General features: G+C 69.0%; 19 protein-coding genes. 10 read left to right on the top strand and 9 right to left on the bottom strand.

The genetic code is table 11. The features are described from left to right. Positions 1-218: 218 nt before the first annotated feature. The 4 genes from HUJ28_04090 (at position 219) to nfi (ending at position 6,626) form a co-directional block, all read left to right on the top strand. Complete coding sequence (locus HUJ28_04090; GenBank protein ID MBD3618630.1) at positions 219-1,922, top strand: DUF839 domain-containing protein; 1,704 nt, start codon at positions 219-221, stop codon at positions 1,920-1,922. An 84-nt stretch (positions 1,923-2,006) separates the two neighbouring features. Then, positions 2,007-3,632: a hypothetical protein gene (locus HUJ28_04085; protein ID MBD3618629.1), complete on the top strand. Its 1,626-nt coding sequence runs from the start codon at positions 2,007-2,009 to the stop codon at positions 3,630-3,632. Positions 3,633-3,690: 58 nt separating this feature from the next. After that, entirely contained in the window at positions 3,691-5,772 is a 2,082-nt protein-coding gene (gene recG, locus HUJ28_04080; protein ID MBD3618628.1) for an ATP-dependent DNA helicase RecG, read from the top strand. A gap of 191 nt (positions 5,773-5,963) precedes the next feature. Beyond that, complete coding sequence (nfi, locus tag HUJ28_04075; protein ID MBD3618627.1) at positions 5,964-6,626, top strand: deoxyribonuclease V; 663 nt, start codon at positions 5,964-5,966, stop codon at positions 6,624-6,626. A 3-nt stretch (positions 6,627-6,629) separates the two neighbouring features. Here the strand turns inward: nfi and HUJ28_04070 are convergent, their stop codons facing one another. Beyond that, positions 6,630-8,519: a pyruvate kinase gene (locus tag HUJ28_04070; protein ID MBD3618626.1), complete on the bottom strand. Its 1,890-nt coding sequence runs from the start codon at positions 8,517-8,519 to the stop codon at positions 6,630-6,632. 110 nt (positions 8,520-8,629) lie between these two features. Here HUJ28_04070 and HUJ28_04065 point away from each other — a divergent pair, with 110 nt between their 5' ends. Beyond that, complete coding sequence (locus tag HUJ28_04065; protein MBD3618625.1) at positions 8,630-9,607, top strand: CHAD domain-containing protein; 978 nt, start codon at positions 8,630-8,632, stop codon at positions 9,605-9,607. A gap of 23 nt (positions 9,608-9,630) precedes the next feature. Here the strand turns inward: HUJ28_04065 and HUJ28_04060 are convergent, their stop codons facing one another. The 4 genes from HUJ28_04060 to HUJ28_04045 are packed head-to-tail and all read right to left on the bottom strand — an operon-like array spanning position 9,631 to position 12,276. Next, positions 9,631-10,095 (bottom strand): YbhB/YbcL family Raf kinase inhibitor-like protein, encoded by a 465-nt coding sequence (locus HUJ28_04060; GenBank protein MBD3618624.1) that lies wholly within the window; start codon positions 10,093-10,095, stop codon positions 9,631-9,633. A gap of 52 nt (positions 10,096-10,147) precedes the next feature. Continuing rightward, a complete protein-coding gene (locus tag HUJ28_04055) occupies positions 10,148-11,050 on the bottom strand; it encodes a bile acid:sodium symporter family protein (GenBank protein ID MBD3618623.1) in 903 nt (300 codons plus the stop codon). A gap of 7 nt (positions 11,051-11,057) precedes the next feature. Continuing rightward, positions 11,058-11,387: a Rieske (2Fe-2S) protein gene (locus HUJ28_04050; GenBank protein ID MBD3618622.1), complete on the bottom strand. Its 330-nt coding sequence runs from the start codon at positions 11,385-11,387 to the stop codon at positions 11,058-11,060. Positions 11,388-11,391: 4 nt separating this feature from the next. Further along, positions 11,392-12,276: a carbohydrate kinase gene (locus tag HUJ28_04045; protein ID MBD3618621.1), complete on the bottom strand. Its 885-nt coding sequence runs from the start codon at positions 12,274-12,276 to the stop codon at positions 11,392-11,394. A gap of 106 nt (positions 12,277-12,382) precedes the next feature. Between HUJ28_04045 and HUJ28_04040 the strand changes: the two genes are divergently transcribed. Both HUJ28_04040 and HUJ28_04035 read left to right on the top strand, forming a co-directional pair. Further along, positions 12,383-12,814, top strand: coding sequence for a nuclear transport factor 2 family protein (locus HUJ28_04040; GenBank protein ID MBD3618620.1), 432 nt, complete (start codon positions 12,383-12,385; stop codon positions 12,812-12,814). 12 nt (positions 12,815-12,826) lie between these two features. Further along, a complete protein-coding gene (locus HUJ28_04035) occupies positions 12,827-13,279 on the top strand; it encodes a nuclear transport factor 2 family protein (GenBank protein MBD3618619.1) in 453 nt (150 codons plus the stop codon). Here the strand turns inward: HUJ28_04035 and HUJ28_04030 are convergent, their stop codons facing one another. After that, positions 13,280-13,621, bottom strand: coding sequence for a hypothetical protein (locus HUJ28_04030; GenBank protein MBD3618618.1), 342 nt, complete (start codon positions 13,619-13,621; stop codon positions 13,280-13,282). Positions 13,622-13,625: 4 nt separating this feature from the next. Further along, entirely contained in the window at positions 13,626-15,062 is a 1,437-nt protein-coding gene (locus HUJ28_04025) for an AmpG family muropeptide MFS transporter (GenBank protein MBD3618617.1), read from the bottom strand. Positions 15,063-15,109: 47 nt separating this feature from the next. On the opposite strand from HUJ28_04025, the gene HUJ28_04020 reads away from it, so the two are divergent. Further along, positions 15,110-16,828: a potassium/proton antiporter gene (locus HUJ28_04020; protein ID MBD3618616.1), complete on the top strand. Its 1,719-nt coding sequence runs from the start codon at positions 15,110-15,112 to the stop codon at positions 16,826-16,828. Positions 16,829-16,850: 22 nt separating this feature from the next. Here HUJ28_04020 and xth read toward each other — a convergent pair whose 3' ends face one another. Then, the gene (gene xth / locus HUJ28_04015) at positions 16,851-17,624 is read right to left on the bottom strand and encodes an exodeoxyribonuclease III (GenBank protein MBD3618615.1); all 774 of its coding nucleotides are present in this window, start codon (positions 17,622-17,624) and stop codon (positions 16,851-16,853) included. A gap of 134 nt (positions 17,625-17,758) precedes the next feature. On the opposite strand from xth, the gene pyrE reads away from it, so the two are divergent. Next, positions 17,759-18,403: an orotate phosphoribosyltransferase gene (pyrE, locus tag HUJ28_04010; GenBank protein MBD3618614.1), complete on the top strand. Its 645-nt coding sequence runs from the start codon at positions 17,759-17,761 to the stop codon at positions 18,401-18,403. 161 nt (positions 18,404-18,564) lie between these two features. On the opposite strand, the gene HUJ28_04005 is transcribed toward pyrE, so the two are convergent. Further along, entirely contained in the window at positions 18,565-19,434 is an 870-nt protein-coding gene (locus HUJ28_04005; GenBank protein ID MBD3618613.1) for a sulfite exporter TauE/SafE family protein, read from the bottom strand. Between HUJ28_04005 and HUJ28_04000 the strand changes: the two genes are divergently transcribed. Further along, complete coding sequence (locus HUJ28_04000) at positions 19,406-20,035, top strand: DUF4124 domain-containing protein (protein ID MBD3618612.1); 630 nt, start codon at positions 19,406-19,408, stop codon at positions 20,033-20,035. The two genes, HUJ28_04005 and HUJ28_04000, sit on opposite strands and share 29 nt — an antisense overlap. Positions 20,036-20,050: the final 15 nt, after the last annotated feature.

Here is a 20,050-nt window from a genome sequence, read left to right as displayed (position 1 = left end):
CCATCATCTGGGAGTCAGGGCGCCCGAAGTGGTGGGTTTTTCAACGGCCTGCTAGTGGCGCGGTGTCTCAATCAATGCGGCGCGCTACACCCTCTAAGTTCGTCGTCTCAACAGGGAGTACGCGCGCCGGCCGGACTGCCGGCAACCGAGAGCATCGACGACCATTTTTGGGGGAATCACAGATGAAACGCTTTTCGCGCAAACTGCGCCGTACCGCGATGTACTCGTCCGCGGCGGTGCTTTCCGTTGTCGCGCTGGGCCTGGCCGGCGGCGGCGACGATGATGATGGCGGCAACGATACCGCCTCGGCCCTGACCCGTCTGGCCAGCGTGCCGCTGGGCGCCGAGATCACCGGCATGTTCCTGAACGACGAAGGCGACATGTTCTTCAACGTCCAGCATCCGTCATCCGCGAATGTCGCGCCCAACGACCTCGCGACCGTGGGTGTCATTGCCGGCGCCAACCTGCATGACCTGCCGGAGAACTTCACTGAATCGCCGGTGCCCACCACGGCCCTGGAAAAGCAGAGCGTGATGACCGCCGTCGGCCAGTACCAGCCCCTGGGCCAGGAAGGCCAGACCTTCGGTGGTGACCTGCCGTTCGGCCTGGGCGCCATCGTGGCGGCCGATGGCGTGACCCGCGTCGCCCTCTCCGACGACCCGGACTTCAACGCCTACCTGCCCGACGCCACCGCTGCGGCCGGTGAGACCCGCGGCTACCTGTTCAGCAACTGGGAATACCGTCCCGGCGGCATGAGCCGCCTGCACATCGAGAAGGATTCCGGCAGCGGCGGCTGGCGGGTGCTCGAGGCCCTGAACATCGACTTCTCGGCCGTGCAGGGTACCTGGGTCAACTGCTTCGGCACGCTGAGCCCCTGGGGCACCCCGCTGACCTCCGAGGAGCTCTATTTCGACGATACGTCGATCTGGAACGACGGGACGGACAGCGGTGTGCAAAACCTCGCCGCCTATCTCGGTTACCCGACGGATGGCACCGGTGCCTGGCCGAATCCGTACCGCTACGGCTACATCGTCGAGATCACCAACCCCGGGGAGGCCGCGCCCGCACCGGTGAAGCTGTTCGCCCTCGGTCGCTACTCTCACGAGAACGCCGTGGTCATGCCCGACCGGCGCACCGTCTACCTGAGCGACGACGGTGGCAACGTGGTGTTCTTCAAGTTCGTGGCGGATACCGCGGACGACCTGAGCGCCGGTACGCTGTATGCCGCCCAGGTCACCCAGGATGCGGGCGTGACCGACCCGGCCGAAGCCGGCTTCGACATCACCTGGATCGAGCTGGCCCACGGCGATGCCGCCACCATCGAAACCTGGATCACCGAGTACGACGGCGTGACGGTCGCCGGCTACGCCGACGGTGGCTCCAGCTACATCTCCGACGCCGATGTCTGCGCCTGGGCGGAAGACAAGGCCGGTGTGGATCTCGCCTGTGACGCCACCGGTGGCGTTGCCACCGACGACCGCGCCGCGTTCCTCGAATCCCGCAAGGCCGCCGCCGCCCTGGGCGCCACCGCGGAGTTCAACAAGATGGAAGGCGTGAACATCAACTACGCCGGTGCGGCCGACGGTTCCATTCCGTACATGTACATGGCCATGTCCGACGTGTCCGGTGGCATGAGCGACGGTGCGGGCGACATCGCGGTCGATGCCAACCGCTGTGGCGTGGTCTACCGCATGGAGTTCGTGGACGCCGCCGGCGGCGACTACGACGTCACCCGCATGGAGCCGGCCGTTGCCGGTGGTCCGTACGACGCGGCGCTTACCGTCAACCAGTGTTCCGTCGACAACATCTCCAACCCGGACAACCTGCTGGTGATGAACGACGGTCGCGTCATGATCGGTGAGGACACCAGCCGCCACGAGAACAACATGCTGTGGGTCTGGAACCCGGCTGCCGCCGAGTAAGCACTAGGACCCAATCAGCATATCGGCTTTATTACCTTGGGGCGGCCTTGCCGCCCCTCTCTTTTTCATGCGAGGTGAACCCAGATGGCTACCGTTGCCTCCAGAGAACACCGTTTCCCGTACCGGCGGCTTGCCGCCATCGCGTTAATCCTTTTCGTGGCGACGCTGATCGCCTGCAACCAGGACGGGCAGAATGGCGACACCCAGGCCGAGGGCATCGAGCGCCTGTACAACGCCGAGGCCGTGGTGCCCCCCCAGTGCTATACACGCACCGAGGGGCGCTTCAATGCCTGTTATACCTGTCATCAGACCTATCCCTTCGAGTCGCGTCCCAACGTCATGAACGACGGCGACCTGCAGGCCGAATACAGCTTCTCGGACACCGCGCTGACCAATCACTGGCGCAACCTGTTCGTCGATCGCAGTGCGGCCATCGCCGAGACGCCGGACGCCGAGATCCTCGCCTACGTCGAGGAGGACAACTACAGTGACCTGCCGGCGCGGCTGCGCGAGCGGGGCTGGGGCGGGTACATACCCGATATCGAAAACCTGCATCTCGGCCCGGAGGCATTCGACGCCGCCGGGTTTGCGAAGGACGGCAGCGGCTGGGTCGCCTTCAACTACAAGCCGTTGCCCAGCACCTTCTGGCCGACCAACGGGTCGACCGACGACGTCATGATCCGTCTGCCGGAGGCCTTCCGTACCGACATCGGCGGGCAGCCGTCCCGGCCGGTCTACCAGGCCAACCTCGCGATCCTCGAGGCCGCGATCAAGTCGCTCGACCGGATCGAGACGGTGCCCCTCGACGAGGCGGTGCTCGGTGTCGATCTCAACGGTGACAATGCCTGGACCGTGGTGACCGAGATCGAGCGACCCGCCTACTACGTGGGCGCGGCCGAGACGGTGAGCGTCGCCGAGATGCTGTACCCCGAGGGCACCGAGTTCATTCACACGGTGCGCTACGTGGGTGTCGACGACACGGGTGAGATTCACGTGCCCAGGCGCATGAAGGAACTGCGCTACATGTACAAGCTGCGCTTCATGCCACCGGAACTGCTGGAGTCCGTGTACGACCGCGAGCATCAGGAAAAACTCGAAGGCCTGTTGCCCACGTACGTGAACCTGGGCGATCGGGGCATGGACAACGGTTTCGGCTGGCTGGTGCTCGGCTTCATCGAGGACATGCAGGGGGAGCTGCGTCCGCAGACACACGAGGAACAGCTCTTCTGCATGGGCTGCCACACCACCATCGGTTCGACCATCGATCAGACGTTCTCGTTTGCCCGCAAGATCACCGGCCCGGCGGGCTGGGGCTACATCGACCTGCGTGGCATGCAGGACGCGCCCAACATCGGCGAGATCGACGGCGAGATCCTCACCTATCTCAAGCGCGTGGGCGGCGGCAGCGAGTTCCGCGAGAACGAGGAGATGCGCGAGCGCTGGTTCAACGAGGACGGCAGTGTCGACGAGGCCGCCGTGGCCGCGGCCGATGTCTATACGCTCATCACGCCCAGCCGCGAGCGTGCCCTGGCGTTGAACAAGGCCTATCGCGTCATCGTGCGGGAGCAGAGCTACATCTACGGGCGCGACGCGACGATCACGCCGGCGGTGAACGTCTACGACGTGGTCGATCCCGAGACCGCGCCGACCCTGCCGCCCGAGTACCAGTACGCCTGGGACATTCGCCTGGACTGGTCCGCCCCGAACTGACGGCCCGACCCGCGTTCGCTGGTATCATGGCCCTCGATTTCTCATCGAGGGCCTTTTTTTGACCGCTGCAACCCAATCGCCGGCACCGATCACCGACCTCAAGGGCGTCGGGCCCAGGCTCGCCGAGAAGCTGGAGCGCCTCGGCGTGCACACGGTGCAGGACCTGCTGTTCCACCTGCCGCTGCGCTACCAGGACCGCACGCGCGTGGTGCCCGTCGGCAGCCTGCGGCCGAACCAGGAGGCGGTGGTGGTCGGCACGGTCGATCACACCGAGGTGGTGCTGCGCCGTAGGCGCATGCTGCTCGCGCACCTGTCCGACGGCACGGGCGCGATCCTGCTGCGCTTTTTCCACTTCAGCCGCGCCCAGCAGGAGGGGCTTGCCCGCGGCACGCGCATCCTCTGTTTCGGCGAGGCCCGCGCGGGGGCCAAGGGCCTGGAGATGGTGCACCCGGAGTACCGGCGCCTCGCTCCGGACGAGGACCCGGCGGCCGACGAGGCCCTCACGCCCATCTATCCCACCACCGAGGGCCTGCACCAGATCGGGCTGCGCAAGCTGAGCGACCAGGCACTGGAAGCCGTGGACACCCTGCCCGACCTCTTGCCCGAGGCCCTGGTCGACCAGGCCGGCCTGCCGGGGCTGCACGCGGCCCTGCGCTACGTGCACCGCCCGCCGCCGGAGGCCAACGTGGCCGAGCTCCTGGACGGCCGTCACCCGGCCCAGCAGCGCCTGGCCCTCGAAGAGCTGGTGGCGCACAACCTGAGCCTGATGCGCATGCGCGCGCGCGTCGACCGCCAGCCCGCGCCGGTGATCGACGACGGCGAGGCCCTGGTGGGGCGGTTCCAGGCCGCACTGCCGTTCGCGCTCACCGGCGCCCAGCGGCGGGTCATCGACGAGATCCGTCACGACCTCGCCGCCGGCCACCCGATGCTGCGCCTGGTGCAGGGCGACGTCGGTTCGGGCAAGACGGTGGTCGCCGCCTCCGCCTGCCTGTTCGCGGTGGCCAGCGGCTACCAGGCCGCCGTGATGGCCCCCACCGAGATCCTGGCCGAGCAGCACTACGCCGCCTTCCGCCAGTGGCTGGAACCGCTGGGCATCGAGGTGGCCTGGCTCTCGGGCAAGCAGAAGGTGGCCGCGCGCCGCGCCATGCAGGAGAAGGTCGCGGGCGGCGACGCCCGGGTGGTGGTGGGCACCCACGCCCTGTTCCAGGGCGAGGTGGCCTTCCACGACCTGGGCCTCGTGGTGATCGACGAGCAGCACCGCTTCGGTGTGCACCAGCGCATGGCCCTGCGCGAGAAGGGCGCGCAGGACGGGCGCCATCCGCACCAGCTCATCATGACCGCCACGCCCATCCCCCGCACGCTGGCCATGACCGCCTACGCCGACCTGGACTATTCCGTGATCGACGAGCTGCCGCCGGGGCGCACGCCCATCAAGACCGTGGTGCTGGCGGACAGCCGCCGTGACGAGGTGGTCGCGCGGGTGGCTGCCGCCTGCGCCCAGGGCCGTCAGGCCTACTGGGTGTGCACGCTCATCGAGGAGTCCGAGGCCCTGCAGGCCCAGGCCGCCGAGGACAGCTATGCGCAGCTTTCGGAGGCCCTGCCCCAGCTGTCCATCGGCCTGGTGCACGGACGCATGAAGCCGGCCGAGAAGGAGGGCGTGATGCAGCGTTTCAAGACCGGCGCGATCGACCTGCTGGTGGCCACCACCGTGATCGAGGTGGGTGTCGACGTGCCCAACGCCTCGCTGATGGTGATCGAGAATGCCGAACGCCTGGGCCTGTCGCAGCTGCACCAGTTGCGCGGCCGCGTGGGGCGCGGCACCGCCGAGTCGAGCTGTGTGCTCCTGTACCACCCCCCGCTGTCGCATACCGCGCGCCAGCGCCTGCAGGCCATGCGCGAGACCACCGACGGCTTCGAGATCGCCCGCATCGACCTCGAACTGCGCGGCCCGGGCGAGGTGCTGGGCACCCGCCAGACCGGCATGATGCAGTTCCGCATCGCCGACCTCCTGCGTGACCAGGCCCTGCTGCCCCGGGTCCAGCGCACTGCCGAGCGGCTGTTGCGCGACCACCCCGAGCACGTCGACCCGCTCATCCGCCGCTGGGTGGGAGAGGCGGTGCAGTTCGGCAATGTGGGGTAGCGGCGGCCGCTGTCCGTGATCCGTTGTTGAAAGGCGGGTTTGCTACAGAGGGCACAGAGGTCACAGAGTAAAATCGTCGGCATACCAGTCTCTGTGGCCATTGGGCGCGCCCGCCGCGCTGGACCCCCGCCTCCGCTGGGATGACGATGTACAGACAACGGACAACGGACAACGGACAACGGACGAACCCCATGCACCTCCACCACGCCCACCCCTGGTCCGTCACCCCCGCCGAGGCCCGCGCCATCCAGGCGCGGCTGCGCGGGTATGTGGTCACCGAGGACCGGCTGGATCCGGTGCGACAGGTGGCGGGGGTGGACGTGGGCTTCGAGGACGGAGGGCGGACGACGCGGGCGGCGGTGGCCGTGCTGACCTATCCGGGGCTGGAACCGCGGGAGGAACGGATCGCGCGGGTGCCGACCACCTTTCCCTACGTGCCGGGCCTGCTGTCGTTTCGCGAGATCCCGGCCGTGCTCGCCGCGCTGGCGCTGCTTCCGGCCCTGCCCGACCTGATCCTCTGCGACGGGCAGGGCATCGCCCATCCCCGGCGCCTGGGCATCGCCAGCCACCTCGGTGTGTTGCTGGACCTGCCGACCATCGGCGTGGCCAAGTCGCGCCTGCTCGGCACCCATGCCGAGGTGCCGCTGGAGAAGGGGGGCTGGGTGCCGTTGCTGGACGGCGGGGAGGCCATCGGCGCGGTGCTGCGCACGCGGGCGAACGTGAAGCCCGTCTACGTCTCGCCCGGACATCGCGTCTCGCTGCCCACCGCCATCGACTACGTGATGGGCTGCCTCACCCGCTACCGCTTGCCGGAGACGACGCGCCGGGCCGACCGGCTGGCGTCCGGGCGTTGACTCTCACCAGTGCAGGGCGCGCAGCTGCGCGGTCTTTTTCACCTGGTGGTCGTGCATGCGTGCCAGGATGTCGGCAAGGGTCTGCACCGCGCGCGTGACATAGGGTCCCTTGTTCAGCATCACGCACTCGGCACGGTTGGCCATGGCCGCGTCGGTGAGCTCGGGGCGCGAGACCGTCCCCTTCTTCACCAGCGTCTCCAGCACCTGCGTGGCCCAGACCACCGGGATGTGTGCGGCCTCGCAGATCCACAGGATCTCCTCCTGCATCTCGGCCAGGCGCTCGGGCCCGAGCTCCACGGCCAGGTCGCCGCGGGCGATCATGATGCCCAGCGGATGTCGGCCGATGGTGGAAAGAATGATATCAGGCAGGTTGCGCACCGCCTGGCGGGTCTCGATCTTGGCGATGATCGGCATACCGGCCGCGTCCCGCTTCGCCAGTTCCTGCATCAGCAGGCGCATGTCCTCAGCGCTCTCGACGAAGGAATATCCCACGGCATCGGCCTCCCGGGCGACCATGTCCAGGTCGGCCAGGTCCTTCGGCGTGAGCGAGCAGCCATGCATCGGGTTCTGCGGGAAATTGATGCCCTTGTCCGCGCGGATGAGACTGCCCCCGGGCCTGGCCTGGGTGATGCGCAGGAGCAGTCCTTCCTCTCGCACCTCCAGCACCTGCGCGCCGATGGTGCCGTCATCGAACCAGACCGGGTCGCCTGGCGAGACGGGCGGCAGGGCGAGTTCGCCCATGCAGCCGATGGTGGCCGGCGTGGAGACGTGGCCGGCGGCATCGACCCGGGCCGGGTGCCCGGGCGCCTGGTCGCGGCGCAGTAGCAGGGGGTCGTCCCGATACACCCGCAGCTCGACCGGCTCCAGCGTGAAGCCGGTGAAGTGGAAGCCGTCCTCGTGATTCGCCTTGCGCCCCTGTGCCCGCCGTTCCAGGCGTACGCGGGTGCCGGCGTCGATGTAGCAGGACTTGCCGCAGCTGCCCAGCCAGCGGCCGGGCCCGAGTTCGCGCTCGATGGTGATGGCACGCTGCTTGGCACGGGTATCCTCGAAGGCGAGCCGGTCACCGACACGCAGCTGGGCACCGAGGGCGGCCGGCAGGCCCAGGCGGGCGTCGGTATCCGGCACCAGGCCGCCCTCGTCGATTTCCGACGTACAGAGCAGCACCGTGGCGGGGCGGCGAATCACGCCGCGTACGTCGCGGTGGGGGCGGATGTGCAGTGGGCGCGTGTAGGACTCGAGCGGGCCGGTGCGCAGCTTCGGGCCCGCCAGGTCCATGACGACCTGGCAGGGACGGCCGAGTTCGGCCGCCTGCGCCCGCACGTGCCTGACCATGCGCTGGCGCAGCTCCGGGGTATCGTGGGCACAGTTGATGCGCGCACAGTCCATGCCGGCCTGTAGCAGCTCGCGCACGTGGACTGGGTCCTCGGCGGCCCGGGTGGCGAGCGTGACCATGATACGCACCGCCCGTGCGGGGTGTGAAAGGCCGAGCACCCGCTCGGCATGGCGTGCCAGCCGGTCGCTCCCCTCCTCGAAGCCGACGGTGGGGCAGGCGGGCCGAGCCATGGGCGGGTCGCGCTGTAGTGCGCGTGAAAGCAGCTGGATCACCTGGTCGATGGTGCCGAGCACGTGCGCCTCGCTGCGCCCGAGCGAGGAGAGGCCGTTGCGCGCCAGCGCCTGCTGCAGCGGACGCCGGTCGAATTCGCGCAGGGCCAGGTACTGCGCGAGATTGCAGGCGCTGTCGCGCGAGCCCGGCAGCTCGAAGCCGTCCGTGTATGCCGCCAGGCGTTCCACCGAGCGTCGGTCGAGATGGGTACGCAGGGCCAGCAGCTCGTCGAGCAGGGCCTGTAGTTCCGCGGTGTTGGCGGTTGGTGTGTTCTGGTGGCTCTCGCCCATGCGGCCACTCTTAGCAGGCGGCGGTGACAGTTTGATGTCACCGTGACCTGTCGGGTGACTGTCACAAACACGGACTATGCTCGTGGGATGTCCAGTCTCCCGCACACCGCATGAACCGGCTGCACGAGAATGCGCTGACACGTCCGGCGCCCGAGGTCGTGCTCGGCCTGATGACGGAGCGGTTTGCCGAGGCAGAGGAGGCGCTGGCGCGGATCCAGATCGATGGCGACGAGGAGGCGGTGCACGATTTTCGCGTGGCCGTGCGTCGCCTGCGCTCGCTCGAGCGGGCCTATCGGCCCTGCCTGGCCGGCGGCGCATTGCGCAAGCTGCGCAAGCGCCTGGCGCGGGTGACGGAGGCGACGGGTCGTGCGCGTGACCTGGAGGTGCAGCTCGCCTGGCTGGCGCAGGAGCGCGAAATCATGCGGCCCCACGAACGGGTCGGTTTCGACTGGCTGCAGCAGCGCCTGGGGGCGGCCCGGCAGGCCGAGCGTCGGCGCCTGCGCAAGCGGATCGGCAAGCATTTCGGCAAGCTCAGCGCGAGCTTCGCCCGGTTGCGTCCCGGCGGGAAGGAGCATCAGCCTTTCGCGGCGGCGGTCGCCGGACGGGTGCAGGCGGTGATGGACCGGCTGGGGGTATCGCTGCGTGCGTTGCGCACCGTGGATGATGCCCGCTGTGCGCATCGCACCCGCATCGAGGCCAAGCGCCTGCGTTACCTGGTGGAGCCCCTGTGCGGCCTGCTGGCTCCGGCCGACGAGGTGGTGGATACGCTCAAGACCCTGCAGGACCTGCTGGGCGAGGTGCATGACCGGCAGGTCCTGCGCCTTATGCTGCGCGAGGCCGCCGAGCAGGCGGGGGCCGAGCATTTCCGCCGGCTGATCGAACTCTCGGCGACCCATGATCCGGAGGACCCGCTGTGTCAGGCAGCGCGCGAGCAGGATGAACGGGCGGGCCTCGCCCGGCTGGCGCGCGAGGCGGCCGAGCAGCACGACGACCTGATGCTCAAGCTGCGTGCGCAGCTTGAATCCGGTCTGATCGCCGAGCTCGAGGGCCGGGTCGGTGGGCTGCTGGATGCACTCGACGCCGCCTGACGGCGGCGGCCTTCTCTACGCGCTCAGTCCCCGGCCCTGGCGTAGGTCCCCACCAGTTCCGCCTGGGCGATGACGTGATCGATCATGGCCTCGGTGATGTCGAGCTTGGTCAGGCCCTCGCGTTCGTCGATCACGGTATCCAGGGCGTAGAGCTTGAAGAAGTAGCGGTGTCGGCCGATGGGCGGGCAGGGGCCGCCCCAGTCGTTGCGCTGCCAGTCGTTCAGGCCCACGGCGGCGCGCGGCGGGGTGGTGGTGGCCTCGTCCAGGCCGGTGAGGTCGGGCGGCAGGTTGTACAGCACCCAGTGTACCCAGGTACGCTGCGGCGCCTTCGGGTCCGGCGCATCCGGATCGTCGACGATGAGCACCAGGCTTTTCGCCTTCGCCGGCACCTCCTCGAAGATCAGCGGCGGCGAGACGTCCTCGCCCTCGCAGGTGTAACGTGCGGGGATCGGCTGGTTGTGCTCGAACGCCGTGGAACGGATGCGCATGGGGTCTCCTCGACTGCTTTGCGATTCGCCGACTATAGCCGACCGCGGCCGTTCAGTCGCCCCGCCGCGACCAGACCGCGGCGAGCGCCGCCCCCGAGAGGTTGTGCCAGACCGAGAACAGGGCGCCGGGCAGGGCCGCGGCCGGGGCGAAGTACTTGGCGGCCAGGGCCACGGCCAGGCCGGAGTTCTGCATGCCGACCTCGATGGCCAGGGTGCGCGCGATGCGGCGGTCGAAGCCGAACAGCCGTCCCGCGGCATAGCCGGCCGCGAGGCCAAGGGCATTGTGCAGGATCACGGCGAGCAGCAGCAGGGCGCCGAGGCCGGCCAGCCGGTCGGCGTTCAGGGCCACCACGATGGCGATGATGAGCACGATGGCGGCGATGGAGACTGCCGGGAACACCTGCTGGACGGCAGCGAGCCGCCGGCCGAGGAGGGTGTTGGCCGCCACGCCCAGCGCCACGGGCAGGAGGACGATCTGCGCCACCGAGACCAGCATGGGCCCGACCGGCACCTCGATACGCTGACCCACGTACAGCCAGGTGAGCAGCGGGGTGGCCAGCACGGCGAGCAGGGTGGAGAGCGTGGTGAGCGTGATGGAGAGCGCCACGTCGCCGCGCGCCAGGTAGCAGATCACGTTGGAGGCGGTGCCGCCCGGGCTCGCGCCCACCAGCACCAGCCCCGCCAGCAGCGCGGCCGAAAGCCCCAGCGCCTCGCCCACTCCCCAGGCCGCCAGCGGCATGACCAGGAACTGCAGCCCGAGCCCCAGGCCGATCAGCCCCGGGCGCCCGAGTGTCTCGCCGAAGTCCGCGGGGCGCAGCGTCATGCCCATGCCGAACATCACCAGCGCGAGCAGCCAGGGGATGGCGGGCTTGAGGGCGGCGAAGGGCGCGGGCAGCGCCCAGGCCAGCAGGGCGAAGCAGATGGCCAGGAGCGGGAACAGCAGGATCGCACGCATGCGGGGGTCAGGCCAGGTAGATGGCGTCACCGTCCACCCGCAGCGGCACGGGCGTGAGGTGCTGTCGCTTGCAGGGTCCGCCTATGCACAGGCCGTCCTCGATGCGAAACAGCGCGGCATGGGTGGCGCACATGATGTACTCGCCCTCGCCGTCCAGGTACTCGTCGGGCTTCCAGTCCAGCGGGCCGCCGGTGTGCGGGCAGCTGTTGCGGTAGGCATGGACGGCCTGGCCGCGACGCACCAGGAAGATCTCGGTGGGCGCGCCGTCGATCACCACCTCGAAGCCCTTCGAGCCCGGATCGGCGAGGTCCTGGATGTGGCAGAGTGCGTCGGTCATGGGCTCAGAAGGCAAGCTGGTTGGTATCCAGACCGGTGAAACCCGCCTGGCCCACCTTGTGGCCGGCCAGGCGGCAGGCCATGGTGAGCGCCGCCCCCAGCGGGTGGCCCGAGGCCAGCGCGGCGATGAGCCCGGCGTTGAAGGTGTCGCCCGCGCCCAGGGTGTCCAGCACCGCGGGCGGCGGGAAGGCGGGACTCCGGTAGCGCTGGCCGTTGCGGTCGCGGCCGATGGCGCCGTCCCCGCCCCAGGTGCAGGTCCAGATCGCCTGCGGTGCCTTCGCCTGCCAGGCATCGAGGAAGGCCTCGGGGTCGTCGAAGCCCGCGGCGCGGGCGAAGGCGCGCGAGCAGAGGATGACGTCGGCATGGGGCAGCAGGCTCTCGATGCCGTCGCGGTGCTTCTCCAGCTCCAGCGATACGGGCTGGTCGGCGAGCCGGCGCCGCGCGGTGGCGAGCATGCGCTCGGTCTCGGCCGGATTGCGGCCCTCGAAGTGCAGCCAGTCGAAGGCCTCGACGGGGATCCCGGCGAACTGCGCGTAGTCGAACTCCGGCAGGTTGCGGTAGTGCACGATGGTGCGCGAGCCGTTGGTCTGGTTCAGGCAGATGTAGGAGGTGGGCGACTTGCCGCCCTCGACGCGGGCGCAGTAGCGTGTGCTCACGCCGTGGTTGGCGAGGTCCGCCTCGATGCGGTGGCCGTCCGGTTCGTCGGCCAGCACCCCGGCGAAGTCCACCCGGTGGCCGAGCTGGGCGAGCACCACGGCGGTGTTGGCGGCGTTGCCGCCACGCGCGATGCGCTGACCCGTGGCGCGCAGCTCCTCGTCCTCCTGCGGGTAGTGGTCGACGAGGTTGACGATGTCCAGGGTGGCGATGCCGACGGCGAGGATGTGGCTCATGCGCGTGGGAGACCTTCAGCGGTGTGACAGGGGCGGCGACGAGAGGCTAACCTAGCACAAACCGGCATCCCAGATGGAGCCGGCAACCCGGACGGAGGAATGGACGATGGCGAACAAATCCCGCTTTGCCACCGCGAACGAGGCCGAGGCCGTCTTCTACGGCAGCATCGAGGCCGGTGACCTCGACATGCTCATGCAGGTCTGGGCGGACGACGACGGCATCCTCTGTATCCACCCCGGCGGCGGACGCCTGGCCGGGCGCGCCGCCATTCGCGAGAGCTGGCGCTCGATCCTAGCCAACGGCAGCGGCATGCGCTTCGTGCTGACCGACGAGCAGGCCACCCTCGACGAGGACCTGGCCGTGCACGCCGTGAAGGAGACCATCACCCTCAGCAACAACTCGCAGGGCGTGATGCTCGCCACCAACGTCTATCGCCGGGTGGGCGACAGCTGGCGCCTGATCATGCATCATGCTTCCCCCGAGCCGCCCCGGCAGGAGGCCGAGGCGCCCCCGCCGTCCCGCGGCACCCTGCACTGACAGCGATCGACCATGACCGAGACCGTCTTCCATACCCCCGACGAGGCCGAGGCCGCCTACTACGCCGCCTTCGAGGCCGCCGACCTCGACGCCATGATGAACGTCTGGGCCGAGGACGAGGCCATCGTCTGCGTGCATCCCGTGGGCGGGCATCACCTGCGCGGCCAGGGTCACGTGCTGGAGGGCTGGGTGCACGTCTTCTCGCGCGAGCTCGACATGAAGATCACCCTGAGCGACGTGGTGAAGACCGTCACCGGCGACCTGGCCGTGCACTCGGGGCTGGAGAACATCGTGCGCGCAGGCGACCCGAGCGTGAGCGGCGTGGTTGTGTTCACCAACGTCTACCGGCGCTACGAGGACGGCTGGAAGATGGTCCTGCACCACGCCTCGCCGGGCCCGCGCGAGATCACGGTCAAGGCCCCCGAGGGCTTCATCGACGACTACGACGCGAGCCGCCTGCACTGATCAGTGCAGTTCCCGCTCCGGCGCCTCCAGCCGCGCATCGTCGAAGGCCGCGTCGATGGCGCGGATGAGGGCGGCCAGTTCCGCATACCCTGCCTGCGAGGCCCCTTCCTGCTGGTAGCTCAGGCGCAGCGGGCCCAGCGCGTTCACCAGCGCCGCACGTTCCACCCGCGTATCCACCGAGCTGACGGCACACCAGTCGACCAGCGTCTTCAGCAACGGGCCATAGGCCGCATCCGGATGCACGCCCTCCTGTACGGCGGCGAAGGTCTCGGCCGGCGCGCCGGCGAGCACGCGGTGGTCGCAGTAGGTGTCGATGCGGCGCAGGAATTCGGCGAAGGTCATGGCCTCAGGCGTCAGGCGTTCGTTCGGCCGCCTGGCGGTGGTTGAAGTGGCGGGCCAGGGTCTCGCGGTGGTGGATGACGAACAGGGCCAGCAGGATGGTGGGGATGCCGAGCCCCGTGGTGTAGAGGAAGAAGAAGAACCAGCCCTGCGCCTCGACCACCAGACCCGAGAAGCCGCTGATGATCTTGGCCGGCAGGGTCATGAGCGAGCTGAACAGGGCGTACTGCGTGGCTGTGTAGGCGCGGTTGGTGAGGCTGGAGAGATAGGCGATGAAGGCCGAGGTGGCGAAGCCCGCGCCGAGGTTGTCGGCGCTGATCACCACGGCCAGCATCACGAGCGTGGGTTCGGAGATCGCCAGCAGCGAGAACAGCAGGTTGGTGGCGGCCACCAGGATGGCGCCGACGAACAGCGGCCACATCACCCCGAAGCGCGCCACGGCCAGGCCGCCGGCCAGGGCGCCCACGATGGTCATGACGAAGCCGAAGAGCTTGGCGATGTTGGCGATGTCTTCCAGGCTGTAGCCCAGGTCGAGGTAGAACGGGTTGGCCATGGCGCCCATGCTGATGTCGCTGATGCGGTAGATGGCGATGAGCAGCAGGATGGCCAGCCCGTACCAGCCGGTGCGGGTGAAGAACTCCACGAACGGCCCGATCACCGCGCGCGCGAACCAGGCCGCGACGCGTCGCGGCCGGCCCTCGCCCAGCCCGTCGAGGTGCAGGGCGCGGTTGATGCCGGCCTCGAGCTCGCTCACCGCCTCGCTGTGCGCATGCACGGGCTCGCGGATCAGCAGCGTGGTGACGATGCCCACCAGCATGAGCGCGGCCATGACGAGGTAGCTCAGGCTCCAGGAGAGGTAGCTCGCCAGGTAGAGCGCGCCGGCCCCCGAGGCCAGCGTGGCCACGCGGTAGCCGAAGACATAGGCCGCCGCCATGGCGCCCTGCTGCGCATCGGCCGCCGCCTCGATGCGGTAGGCGTCGATGGTGATGTCCTGGGTGGCCGAGCTGAAGGCGACGAACAGCGCGATGCCGGCGAAGAGCCCGAGCTGGGCGACCGGGTCGGTGAGGGCCAGCAGCACCAGCCCGCCGGCGATGCCGAGCTGGGCGGCGAACATCCAGCCGCGGCGCTGGCCGAGCAGGCGCGAGAGCAGCGGGAAGCGCAGCCGGTCCACCACCGGCGCCCAGAAGACCTTGATGGAATAGGTGATGCCGATCCAGGCGAAGAAGCCGATCACGCCGCGCTGCACCCCGGCCTGTGCCAGCCAGGCGGTGAGCGTGGAGAACACCAGCAGGAACGGCAGCCCGGCCGAGAAGCCGAGGAAGTTCATCGCCACCACCTGCGGGCGCGTGTAGACGCGCAGGGCCTCGCCCCAGTTGCGGGCGCGGGCGTTGCCGCGGGGCGCCGGGCGTCCGGTTTCGTGCGAGGGTGGCGTGGGTGCTGGCATAATGATCGGCAAGCTTACCAGAACCCCGCCCACTGCCGAGCCCCCGAATGGATGCCGTCAACCAGCTGATCCTCGTCGCCGCCGGGCTGCTGCTCATCAGCATCCTCGTCAGCGTGCCCTCGCGCCGGGTCGGCATGCCGCTGCTGCTGGTGTTCCTCGCCCTGGGGATGCTGGCCGGCGAGGAGGGGCCGGGCGCGATCCGCTTCGACAACTACCAGGCCGCCTATCTCATCGGCTCGGTGGCGCTGGCCATCATCCTCTTCGACGGCGGCCTGGGCACGCGGGCGGCGAGCTTTCGCGTCGGCCTGCGCCCGGCACTGAGCCTCGCCACCCTGGGGGTGCTGATCACCGCCGGCGTCACCGGGCTGGTGGCGACCCTGGTGTTCGACCTCAACTGGCTGCAGGGCCTGCTGGTGGGCGCCATCGTCGGCTCCACCGATGCGGCGGCCGTGTTCGGGCTGCTGCACGCCCAGGGCCTGCGCCTCAAGGAGCGTGTCAGCGCCACCCTGGAGATCGAGTCCGGGGCCAACGATCCGATGGCGATCTTCCTCACCGTGGCCCTGGTCGAGCTGCTGGCTGCAGGGGCCACCGGGCTGGACGCCGGGGTGCTGGTGATGCTGGTGCAGCAGATGGGGCTGGGCCTGGTGTTCGGCTACGGCGGCGGGCGCCTGCTGGTCTATGTCATCAACCGCCTGCCCCTGGCCACCAGCCTCTATCCCCTGCTGGCGCTGGCCGGCGCCCTGGTGATCTTCTCCTTCACGCTGAATCTGGGCGGCAGCGGCTTTCTCGCCGTGTACGTGGCGGGGCTGGTGCTGGGCAACCGGCCGCTGCAGGCCAACCTCGGCATCCAGCGCTTTCACGACGGCATCGCCTGGCTGGTGCAGATCGCGATGTTCCTCATGCTGGGCCTGCTGGTGACGCCCAGCGCACTGCTCTCGGTGGCCCTGCCGGCCCTGGCGGTGGCGCTGGCGCTGATCTTCATCGCCCGCCCGCTGGCCGTGTTCATCTCCCTGGCCCCCTTCGGCTTTCCGCTCAAGGAGCAGCTGTTCGTCGGCTGGGTGGGGCTGCGCGGGGCGGTGCCGATCATCCTCGCCCTGTTCCCGCTGCTGGCCGACTTGCCCAACGCCCAGCGCTATTTCGATGTGGCCTTCTTCGTGGTGCTGGTCTCGCTGGTGCTGCAGGGCTGGACGCTGGCCCCCGTGGCCCGCTGGCTCGGGCTGGAGGTGCCGGCCACCCCGGGCTGGCACCGGCGCCTGGAGCTCGACCTGCCCGGCCAGATCGATTACGAGATGGTGGTCTACATGCTGACCGAGGACAGCCCGGCCCTGGGGGAGACACCAGCCGGCCTGTCGCTGCCGCCGGGGACCAGCGTGGCCGGCCTGATCCGCGGCGACAGGGTGGTGTCGGGCTGCGAGGCCGAGCGGCTCGCGGTGGGCGACCAGCTGCTGCTACTCGCCCGCGGCGACGACGTGGAGGCCCTGGACCGCCTGCTGGCCACGGCGAAGGTGCCGGAGCACCTGCGCGAATCGCGCTTCTTCGGGGAGTTCGTGCTCGATGCGGGCGCCACGCTGGGCGACGTGGCTGCCGTCTACGGCGTGGACGTGGCGGACGGGGCGCGGGCCACCACCCTCGCCGATTATCTCGCCCAGGCCTTCAAGCGCCGGCCCGTGGTCGGCGACCGCGTGCCGCTGGGCAACCTCGAGCTGGTGGTGCGCGAGATGGAGGGCGAGGTCATCACGCGGGTGGGCCTCAAGCTCACGCGCTGAGGGTGACCGTAGGCAGGCCGCCTCAGATCGTCCAGTCGTAGTCCATGATCAGCGGGGCGTGGTCGGAGAAGCGCTCGTCCTTGTAGATCGATGCCGACTGCACCTTGTCCTGCAGGCCGGGGGTGATGACCTGGTAGTCGATGCGCCAGCCGACGTTCTTCGCCCAGGCCTGGCCGCGGTTGGACCACCAGGTGTACTGCTCTGCCTCCTGGTTGACCACGCGGAAGGCATCGACGAAGCCGGCGCGGCCGAAGAGCTCGTCCATCCAGGCCCGCTCGTGCGGCAGGAAGCCGGAGTTCTTCTGGTTGCCCTTCCAGTTCTTGAGGTCGATCTCCTTGTGGGCGATGTTCCAGTCGCCGCAGATCACGTACTCGCGGCGCTTGCGCCGCAGGCCCTTGAGGTAGTCCATGAAGTAGGCCATGAAGCGTTCCTTGGACTCCTGGCGGTGGTCGCCGGAGGAGCCGGAGGGGGCGTACAGCGAGCAGACCGAGAGCTTGCCGAAGCGCGCCTCGATGAAGCGCCCCTCGTCGTCGAACTCGGGCGCACCCATGGCGGTGATGACCTCGTCGGGCTCGCGGCGCGCGTACAGTGCCACGCCGCTGTAGCCCTTCTTCACCGCATCGACGTAATAGCAGTAGTAGCCCTGCGGCCAGAAGGCCTCGTCGCCGAGCTGGTGTTCCTGGGCCTTGGTCTCCTGGATGCAGACCACGTCCGCGTCCTGCCCGGGCAGCCAGTCGAAGAAGCCCTGGCGCGCGGCGGCGCGGATGCCGTTGGTGTTGACGGAGATGATGCGCATGGCGTTCCGGCGGTGGTTGGCAAAGCCGGGACTGTATCGGCGCCCGCCGGGACTGTCAAAAGCCGGCCTGTCCGGCGTCGGGCGAGCTGCTACAATGGCGGCCCTTCGATCCATGCCAGCAACGGGCCGTCAAGATGAAAGACTACCAAAAAGAATTTCTCGGTTTCGCCATCGGTCAGGGCGTGTTGCGCTTCGGCGAATTCACCCTGAAGTCCGGGCGCACCAGCCCCTATTTCTTCAACGCCGGGCTGTTCAACACGGGCGGGGCACTGGCTCGCCTCGGGCGCTACTACGCGCAGGCCATCGTCGATGCCGGCATCGGGTTCGACATGCTCTTCGGTCCGGCCTACAAGGGCATTCCGCTGGCGGCGGCCACCGCCATCGCGCTGGCCGACCACCACGGCCGCGACGTGCCATACTGCTTCAACCGCAAGGAGGCCAAGGATCACGGTGAGGGCGGCAACCTCGTCGGTGCGCCGCTGGCAGGCCGCGTGCTCATCGTCGACGACGTGATCACCGCCGGCACCGCGATCCGTGAATCGGTGGACATCATCCAGGCGGCGGGCGCCACGCCCGCCGGCGTGCTGATCTCGCTCAACCGCCAGGAACGTGGCCGCGGCGAACTGTCGGCCATCCAGGAGGTGGAGCGCGACTACGGTCTGTCGGTGGCGAGCATCGTGGACCTGTCCGACCTGCTGGCGTTCATCAAGGACCAGCCGGGCGAACTGGCCGGGTTCGTGGACCGGGTGGAGGCCTACCGCGCCGAGTACGGCGTCTGAGCGGGCGGTCGCGGATCGGCGGGCAGGGCGTCCGTCGCTCCGCTATCGCCTGGTGCCGTGTGGCGGGCATGGCCCGCCCTATCAAATACGTCGGCAACGGTCCTTCCCCGGGCACAGGGCGGCCTGTGGCCGCCGCGCACCGGACCGGATGGCAGGCTCTGTCAGCCGATGATGAGCTTGGCGCCCACCGCGAGCGTCACGACCTCGAAGCCGCGCTTGATCCAGCGGTTGCCCTTCTTGATGGCCAGGTGCGCGCCGAGGTAGCCCCCCAGCAGCGAACCCAGCAGCAGGGCCGGCAGCCAGTCCCAGGCGATCTCGCCGAGCAGGCCGAGCGTGAGTGCCCCCATCCCGTTCCAGAACAGCCCCACCAGGATCAGCGTGTAGGTGACGGCGGCACGGTAATCCAGCCCGAACCAGCCGATCAGCCAGAGCGTGACGAACAGCCCGGTGCCCGAGGTGAGCGAGCCGTTGAGCGCGCCAATCAGGAACAGAACGCTACCGCCTATCAGAAAACCCCGCCGGTCGCGGTGCTTTCGGCGGGCCTCCTGCCCTAGACTGGGGCGCAGGATGGAATAGATGCCGAGCGCACTGGTGAGGATGCCCAGGGCGATCTCGGCCGCGCGGTCCGGTACCGAGAGGATGATGCTGGCCCCGAGCACCACCCCGGGCAGGCCGCAGATCAGGATGAAACCGGCGAAGCGCCAGTCGATGCCCCCCTCGCGCCGGTGACGCAGGGTGGCGCCAAGGCCGAGGGCCACGCTCGCGACCTTGTGGGTGGCCAGGGCGACGGGAAACGGCAGGCCGAGAAAGATCAGTGCCGGCAGCTGGACGAGGCCCGCGCCCCCGCCCGAGAAGGCGGAAAACAGGTTTGCGACGAGCGCGATGACAAACAGCCAGAATTGCTGGACGAGATCCAAGATGTGGCCCCGGGATGAATGGTGGGGCCGCCTAATCTGCTCTATAACAAGGCGGAGTGCAATGAACGTCAGGAGAGTACGGGTGATGCGCCACACGGCAATCGCGCTGGTCATTGCCGGGACACTGGTCTCGGGTAATGCCTGGTCGGCGCTGTATCGCTGGGTGGACGAGGACGGCACCGTGCACTACAGCGACAAGCTGCCGCCCGAGGCGATCCAGCGTGAACGCGAGGTGCTGGACGACCAGGGCCGGCGGGTGAACATGTATCCGGCGGCCAAGACCCCGGCCCAGAAGGCCGAGGAGGCGCGTCAGCGCGAGGCGGCCGCGGCCGAGCAAGCACGTCTGGACGAAGAGAAACGCAAGGATCGTGTGCTGCTGCAGACCTTCACCACTGTGGAGGAGATCGAGATGGCGCGCGACGACCGCCTGGCCCAGATCGAGGCGCAGATCGCGATCACCGAGAGCAAGCTCGAACGCCTGCGTCGCGAGCAGAACCAGCTCAAGCAGCGGGTCGAGGCCATCGAGAAGCAGGGCAACCCGGTGCCGCCGCAGCTGCAGGAAAACTACGACACGGCCCGTCAGTCGCTGCTCGACAACGAGAAGTTCCTGCAGGAGCGCCGTGCCGAGCACACCGAGCTCGCGGAGAAATTCGCCGCCGACATCGAGCGGTTCAAGGTGCTGAAGGCCGAAGAGGCGGACGGCGGGCCCCGCTAGGCCCCGCCGTCTGCG

The organism is Chromatiales bacterium (assembly GCA_014762505.1).
Classification (GTDB): Bacteria; Pseudomonadota; Gammaproteobacteria; order SpSt-1174; family SpSt-1174; genus SpSt-1174.
Note: the sequence above shows the minus strand (reverse complement) of the source record. Positions and strands in the feature narration are given on the sequence as shown.